At 69.5% G+C, this 354-nt stretch carries 2 pseudogenes; both read left to right on the forward strand.

Features of this window, described 5'->3' with window-relative positions:
• Positions 1-162 (forward strand): annotated as a pseudogene (locus IG05_RS0141290) (oxidoreductase); the annotation flags it as partial.
• Positions 163-278: 116 nt separating this feature from the next.
• Positions 279-354, forward strand: a pseudogene (locus tag IG05_RS49870) (DNA-binding response regulator); the annotation flags it as partial.

Consider the following 354-nt stretch of genomic DNA (forward strand, 5'->3'; position numbering starts at 1 on the left):
GGCCTGGACGACCGGATCGAACGGGCCGCGGGCGAGCTGGCGGCGCTGATGACGGGCCTGTCCGTGAGCCTGAGCCGGCCGGTGAAGGACGACTTCACCGTGGTCCCCTTCGCCGACCAACTGGCGGCGCTGTCGTCCCCGGAGGCAGGCCGCCTTCGGTGAGAAGACGGTAGGCATCGCGTCGGGGTTGCCTCTGTGACGGTGAGAGCGCGGTAAAAAGGCTGATCGTAGGCAAGCGCGCTCGGCGGAACCGCCGCAGGCCAAGGCAGACTGGGTGCGTGTCCCAGACTGTGCTGCTCGCCGAAGACGATCGCGCCATCCGTCATGCCCTGGAGCGGGCCCTGAGCCTGGAGG

Origin of the sequence: Streptomyces sp. NRRL S-1022 (genome assembly GCF_000720135.1) — a bacterium.
GTDB lineage: Bacteria > Actinomycetota > Actinomycetes > Streptomycetales > Streptomycetaceae > Streptomyces.